The sequence below is a fragment of the Acinetobacter sp. V2 genome, from assembly GCF_001188385.1.
Lineage (GTDB): Bacteria > Pseudomonadota > Gammaproteobacteria > Pseudomonadales > Moraxellaceae > Acinetobacter > Acinetobacter oleivorans.
In genome coordinates, this window is sequence record NZ_JZFB01000001.1 from 377,913 (window position 1) to 384,413 (window position 6,501).

Annotated in this window: 6 protein-coding genes and 1 tRNA gene; 2 read left to right on the forward strand and 5 right to left on the reverse strand. The window is 31.5% G+C overall.

Annotation, left to right across the window (positions count from 1 at the left end; translation table 11 throughout):
• Positions 1-130: 130 nt before the first annotated feature.
• On the reverse strand, positions 131-676 hold the full coding sequence (locus UC75_RS01725) for a 1-acyl-sn-glycerol-3-phosphate acyltransferase (protein WP_049836485.1): 546 nt from the start codon (positions 674-676) through the stop codon (positions 131-133).
• 172 nt (positions 677-848) lie between these two features.
• Positions 849-1,421, reverse strand: a complete 573-nt coding sequence (locus UC75_RS01730; protein ID WP_049836486.1) for a TetR/AcrR family transcriptional regulator — start codon at positions 1,419-1,421, stop codon at positions 849-851.
• 278 nt (positions 1,422-1,699) lie between these two features.
• Between UC75_RS01730 and UC75_RS01735 the strand changes: the two genes are divergently transcribed.
• A complete protein-coding gene (locus UC75_RS01735) occupies positions 1,700-2,563 on the forward strand; it encodes an iron-containing redox enzyme family protein (RefSeq protein ID WP_049836487.1) in 864 nt (287 codons plus the stop codon).
• A 181-nt stretch (positions 2,564-2,744) separates the two neighbouring features.
• Here UC75_RS01735 and UC75_RS01740 read toward each other — a convergent pair.
• Together UC75_RS01740 and UC75_RS01745 are read right to left on the reverse strand one after the other, a co-directional pair.
• Positions 2,745-2,821 (reverse strand) — tRNA-Ile (locus tag UC75_RS01740).
• A 1,182-nt stretch (positions 2,822-4,003) separates the two neighbouring features.
• On the reverse strand, positions 4,004-4,888 hold the full coding sequence (locus UC75_RS01745; RefSeq protein ID WP_049836488.1) for a LysR family transcriptional regulator: 885 nt from the start codon (positions 4,886-4,888) through the stop codon (positions 4,004-4,006).
• Between the two features lie 89 nt (positions 4,889-4,977).
• On the opposite strand from UC75_RS01745, the gene UC75_RS01750 reads away from it, so the two are divergent.
• Entirely contained in the window at positions 4,978-5,415 is a 438-nt protein-coding gene (locus UC75_RS01750) for a PACE efflux transporter (protein WP_049836489.1), read from the forward strand.
• A 62-nt stretch (positions 5,416-5,477) separates the two neighbouring features.
• Here UC75_RS01750 and UC75_RS01755 read toward each other — a convergent pair.
• A partial coding sequence (locus tag UC75_RS01755; protein WP_228137016.1) for a purine-cytosine permease family protein occupies positions 5,478-6,501 on the reverse strand: 1,024 nt, incomplete at its 5' end.

Genomic DNA, 6,501 nt, shown 5'->3' on the forward strand with positions numbered 1-6,501 from the left:
AGTGCTGGAATATTAGCATAGGCTTGGTTTTGTTGAAAACTGTTGCCCTGCGTTTTGTTAGCCAATTGAATAAGAATAATAACCTTAAGGCCTAATGAGTGAGATCAGGCCAAATCAAATCCAATTTGATCTAGTTAATTTTGACATCTATGTCAAATTGCGCATATAGCTCTTTAATCGTTTCCAAATCTTTTTGTAAATCTGTTGGGTAAATTTTACCTAGAATCCCGCCTTGTTTGCTTCGAGCATTGGCATACATGAGTACAATTGGAACATTAGCGGCTTTCGCAATATGCCAAAAACCTGTACGGATAGGTTTGCGTTCTGAGCCATCTTTCGCACGAGTAGCTTCAGGAGCAATCACCAAGTTAAAAGTTTCATGAGTTTGAAATTGTTCAACCATTTGAGAAACAATATCTTTACTCGCTTTGCGGTCAACGGGAATACCACCAAGTTTTTCTAAAAATGGTTTAAGAGGACCCTTAAAAAGTTCTTTCTTTATTAAAGTATGAATCTTAATGTCTAAAATTTGGAAGAGAGCAATAGAGAGCACTGCATCTAGATTTGAGGTATGTTCAAATCCAATAATAACTTGTTTTTTTTCAAGAATTTCGGGATCTACATTATAGGTCCAACCAGCAGCTTTAAAGATAGAGTTAGCTAGAAATTTTTTCATAGATCAGTGCAAGGTGATAAATTTGCAGGATTCTAATATGAGTTTGTAAAAAAGCCTAGAAAAATTATGAAAGCTAAAGTAGCCAATTAAAAATGAAGATTATCTAAGCTTGAAGATTTAAAAAGTTTTTTTTATTTTTCTTTAAACATAATAAACTTAGATAATTTTAAAATTAAGAAACCTGTTGAGGTATTTCTTCATTAATTAAAAACTCAATATACTGCCAAATTTTTTCAGCGTTAATTAGTTTTTTATCTGTTGTTCCATCAATAATCATCCCATCAATAATAGAAATAATGATATAAGTAAGGGGAGTAGGGTTTTCAATACCTAATTGAGTGAGCTGGTCTTGGAGTAAATGAGTTAACCACTTCGTATACTCATAAAATGGTTCACGAATTGAAGTATATTGTTTAGATACTTCAATAAATGCTTTTTTAAATAAGCAACCATTAAATGTTTCGCTATTGATCCATTCAATATACCAATTAAAAATAATATGAATTTTCTCAAGCGGGTTAGCATCTTGACGTAAATTTAATTGTTCATTAATTGAATTTTGAATATTTAAGTTTCTATGTTGCAAACACTCCATAATTAAATTTTCTTTTGAAGGAAAATATTTATAAAAGGTCATCTTTGCAACATTAGATTCAGCAATAATACGGTCAACACCAGTTGCATTGTAGCCAATCTGATTAAATAAATTTAAAGCAGTATTTATAATATCTTCTTTTTTTGACATTACTATTCCATATAGTTAGAACTAATTATAACTTAATCGAAAAAATTAAAATTTTAATATTAATGATCATAATAAAAAAAGGGATTGGATTCAAGTTGATATTGTGATAATGATAATCATTAACATAAGTTTTTTTTAATTTTCTATTTGATTTCGTACGATTTTAATTCTAATATGGATTGATAAGGGAACATATTTAAATATTAATTTAAGTCATTGTTTTTATAATAAAATATGTAAAAATCGATCAGGCTTCAATAAGTTTAATGAGAGTAGATATGCCTAAGAAATTTGAGAATTTTAATAATCCTAGAAAGAAAGCACTCGCAGGGATGAAGCAAAGCATTTCTACTGAACTATGGGAAAAAAATTCAGACTTTTTGACCCAATTAAGAGAAAAAATTGCTAAACATCCGGTGTCACATCATCCTGCAATTGATATTTTAAACAACGGAGAAATTAATAAAGAAAATTTAAAAAAAATACACTTAGAATATCGCCATGCAATTGTACAAACTTTTACTGATGCAGTGCTCATAGCCCAATTTCAAACTAAACAACTAGAGCCAAGATTGCATGCCGGTGCAAAAATGTTTCCGCGCTTTCTTTTGAGCCTAAATATTTTTGATGAGTTTGGATTTCGTCCAGGTTTAGACAAAGATGGTTATTATCAGGGAAATCCTGAATATGCTCACTATCCTTTATTTGAAGACGTATTAAATGATTTTGGTATTACAGAACAAGATCGTCTGACTTATCAGCCGACTGAAATTGCAAATCAAGTTAGAGTGTTTTTAGAAAATGCTTATGATGACTATAAAGCTGTTTCAGCCTTATTAGCAGTCGCAGAAGAAGAGGTGATTCTTTATAGTCCACCGTTACGTAAAGCGACCAAAGCTGTAGGTTTAGAAGTAGAGGGTGGTGGTTATTATCATGTGCATGGTATTTCTGAAGATGAAAGTGCCGAAGCCGCAGATGATGATCATGAAGAAGACTTATGGTATGTCTTAATGCAAGCTTGTACAGAAGAAGATTATAACTATATCGAAAAGTTATGCTTAGAGTATTGTGATTTATGGGAAAAATTTTGGGATGCTCAATTAGAACATACAGAACTTATGCGGAAGAGAATCTTAGCTTAATAGAAGAAATAGAAGTATTAAGTTTAGAAAAACGTATTTTAAAGCAGTTAAAATTTTAAGATAAAATAAAATTTACATTTTGATAATAAAATTTTGAATATTGTTTATAACGGTAAAACGAATTCTATTTAGATAAGCATTAAAAAACCCCATAAACTTTTTAGTTTATGAGGTTTGAATTTGGTGGGCCCACCGTGACTTGAACACGGGACCAACGGATTATGAGTCCGCTGCTCTAACCAACTGAGCTATAGGCCCTATAAGTCAGAAAAGCTTTAAATCTCAAGGCCTTTCAGTGCGTGCAATACTAATCAATTTTTTAATCAAACACAAGTCATTTTCTAAACTAGGCACATACTAGACCTAAAAAATATTGTGTTATTTGGGTTAAATATTACGAGCGAGAGTGATTCTAGCGTATGAGTAGCTCATGAGTAAAGTGAACTTAGTTATTTATCGATCAATTAGAACTTATGCCAGTCAGAAGTTTATAGTGATTGGGTTTTAGTTAATTATCCGTTCGAATAGTTAATTCTTTTAAAACATATTTTGTTTAAAAAATAATCAAATTTCAGATTGATTGAATATTGCTTAAAATATGAGCAAAAATGGTTTTTCAAAAAAGTTTACAAACATAATTTATACTTTTATGTCTTACACATAATTTATAAATATTTGTTCAATAATGACTATAGAATATTCTAAATAAACTTAATTTAAGAAATATTTTATCTACACTAGAATATCTAGAAAACGTACAACTTTATAAAATCCTATTTATAGAATGATGTACTCTTATCATAGTCAATTCTATATCATTTTAATGAGGATTATTCTTTGCAGTCTAATAGTTACTGTAATAAATCTAGTGAAATTGTTTAATTTTTTGAGTAAGGTGAATCCAAAATTCTAATCAATTTTCAAAAAAATAAGAGTACAAAGATAATATTTATGAAATTAATTTTGTTTAGCGCATAGGAAAAAAATTCCATAAGTTTTAACGACGAAATACAAAAAATAAGGGAGCAAAGTGAGCCTCTTAAAATTAAGACCTTTATCTGATTTTATTAAAAAATTAGAACTTTTCAGTGGGAGAATTGGAAATTTTTAATTGAAACTTCTTTCTTTTTTTCATGTGTTTTCTATACAAAACTTAAAGTGTGATTACTTTCACGCTCAATACAAATGATTGTATTTTATTGAATTTATTCTTGACTAAAATGCTAGGTTTTAATAAAGTACAAATGTATTTTCCCAAAATAAAAAACTATTGCTTAGTCCTGAAATACAGTAAGAAGCCTGCTTTTTTAAGTAGGCTTCTTGCTTTTTGTAATGTAGAGAAAATAGGAAGGAGCAATAATCTGAATTTTAAAAGTAAGTATATAATTAGAAATAAAACTATAGAAAGATCATGTGTGCTCAGAGCTACAGTATAAGAAATTATAAATTTTCTTGAATAATCTGAATGAGTTCTCGAGCCGCTTTAGATAAGGGGCGGTCTTGAAGCCAAATTAAGTAAATGGATAGAGGTAAATGATTTTTAGTATTTTTAAAATCTAAAAGAACTAAATGACCTTGTGCAATTTTTTCTTGTACTAATGATAACGGGAAATTTCCCCAACCGAGTCCTGCTTCAACCATATTAATTGCTGTTTGTAGACTATTCGTTTTCCAGTACATAGCACCAATAATTGATCGAGAATCAGTCATTTCATGGTCGCTACTCGCCACTACAATTTGTCTAATATTGATTAACTCTTCAATAGAAAAATGTTTTGTTTTTTCTTGTAGAAGAGGATGACTAGACGAGATAGTAGCAACGACTGTTTCAGTCATTACTAATTGCAGATTCTCACGCATTTTTATATTGAGGTCTGAACCAGCTAAGCAAAGACTAATTTCTTCCCTATAAAGTAAATTAAGAATGTCATCTTGAGGTGCGGTAATAACCTCTATATTTAGTAAGGGGAATTTATCAGCTAACTTTTTTATTGAAGAAAATAATAGTTTTGTATTTACGTCTGAGACCACACCAATACGTAACTTACTCTCTAGCCCTAAAGAAAGTTCATGGGCATGAGTACTAAATAGTCTAAGTTGTTCCGAAATAATTCGTGCTTGAGGTTCCAAAGCTAATGCGGTAGGTGTAGGAATGACCTTACGTGGAGTACGTTCAAATAAGGTGTAACCCAATTCTGCTTCTAGATTAGCAACAGCCATACTTACTGCTGAAGGAACTCGATTTAGTTTACGGGCGGCCGCAGAGAAAGATCCTGTATCTAGTACAGTAATAAAGAGTTCAATATTTTCGCTGTTAAAATTCATTTTGATATCAGTAAAACTGAAAGCTATTAACTTTATATATGATTTTGACTGAAATTAAAATATAAAGAATTAATTAGAGTTTGCCTGTTATGCAAGGTGTAAAGCGTCGAATAGTCTATGTTTCTTCTTATGAAGTCATTGGAATGATTATTTCATCAGTAGGTTTAGCGATTTTGGCAGGTGATAGTGTTGAACATACAGGACCACTCTCTGTCATGATTACGACCATCGCTGTAACTTGGAATTTTATCTACAATATTTTATATGAGAAGTGGGAGGCTAGACAAAGCAGTAATGTTCGTACAGTTAAGCGTAGAGTTGGACATGCTATTGGTTTCCAGCTTACCTTAGTTCTATTTTTGATTCCTCTTATTGCATGGTGGATGGATATTTCTCTGATTGCTGCTTTTTGGTTAGATGTGGCTTTTATTATCATTATTCCTATCTATACTTTTATATTTAATTGGAGCTTTGATAAGTTATTTGGATTGCCTGTTTCGGCACAAGCTAAAGCATTGCAAGAATAGTCACTAAATCAGCTTAATAAGCTATCAAGGTGTGTGACTTTGATAGCTTATCTCTAGTTTAATTATTTGATTTGATCAATGACTAACTGCTTTGAAAACTTAAGTTGAGCTTTCTTGGCGAAAATATAATAAATCACTGCTGTAGAAATCAGTCCTGCCAGCCATGATAAGTCGATCCCTCCTAACATTGCAGCAATTTGTCCCGTATAAAATTTACTATCAATAAAGGGTAGTTGGATCAAAATACCGAGAAAGTAGCAGGTGATACCAATACGATTCCAACGGCCATACTTGCCATTTGGATCATAGAGCGCATCTACATCGCATTCTTCTTTAGAGATAAAGTAGTAATCAACCAGATTAATAGCACTCCATGGAATAAAGAAGGTAAGTAAAAACAAAATAAATGCTTTAAAAGCACTTAAAAAAGTATGTTCACCTATAATTGCAATAAAAGTCGAAATCACAACCATAGCAAGGACAATGAGTAATCTTGTTATTTTTGAGATTTGATTTGTCGATTTGAAACTATTCCAAACCGTAGCAATGCACATAAAACTACCGTAAGCATTTAAGGTTGTCAGAGTAACTTTGCCAAAAGCGATACTAAAATATAAAAAGATCACGATGAGGGCAATTGGGTTCATACCCACAACATATTGAACTTCATTTCCGACAAAATTACCGTTTGCAACCTGAGCAATCAAAACACCTAGGCCCATAGAAATTTGTGAACCCAATAGAGAACCTAAGCCAACGGCCCAAAATACACGAGATGAAGATGTTTTAGTTGGAAGGTAACGGGAGTAGTCTGCAACATAAGGCCCAAAAGAAATTTGCCAAGAAGCAGAAAGTGAAACTGCTAACAAAAATGAAGACCAACTGAAATGACGTACTGCTAAGAGTTCAGAAAAATCAGAAAGGGCTAAAATTTGAGTCAAAATAATCACAAAAGCGATCAAACCAATAATACTAGCTACTTTGCCTACCAAATGAATTAAACGATATCCAATTGTTGCAAATATAATGATTAAACATGCGTAAATTAAGATACCAGTTGTATTGCTGACATGTGCTAGATGTGCA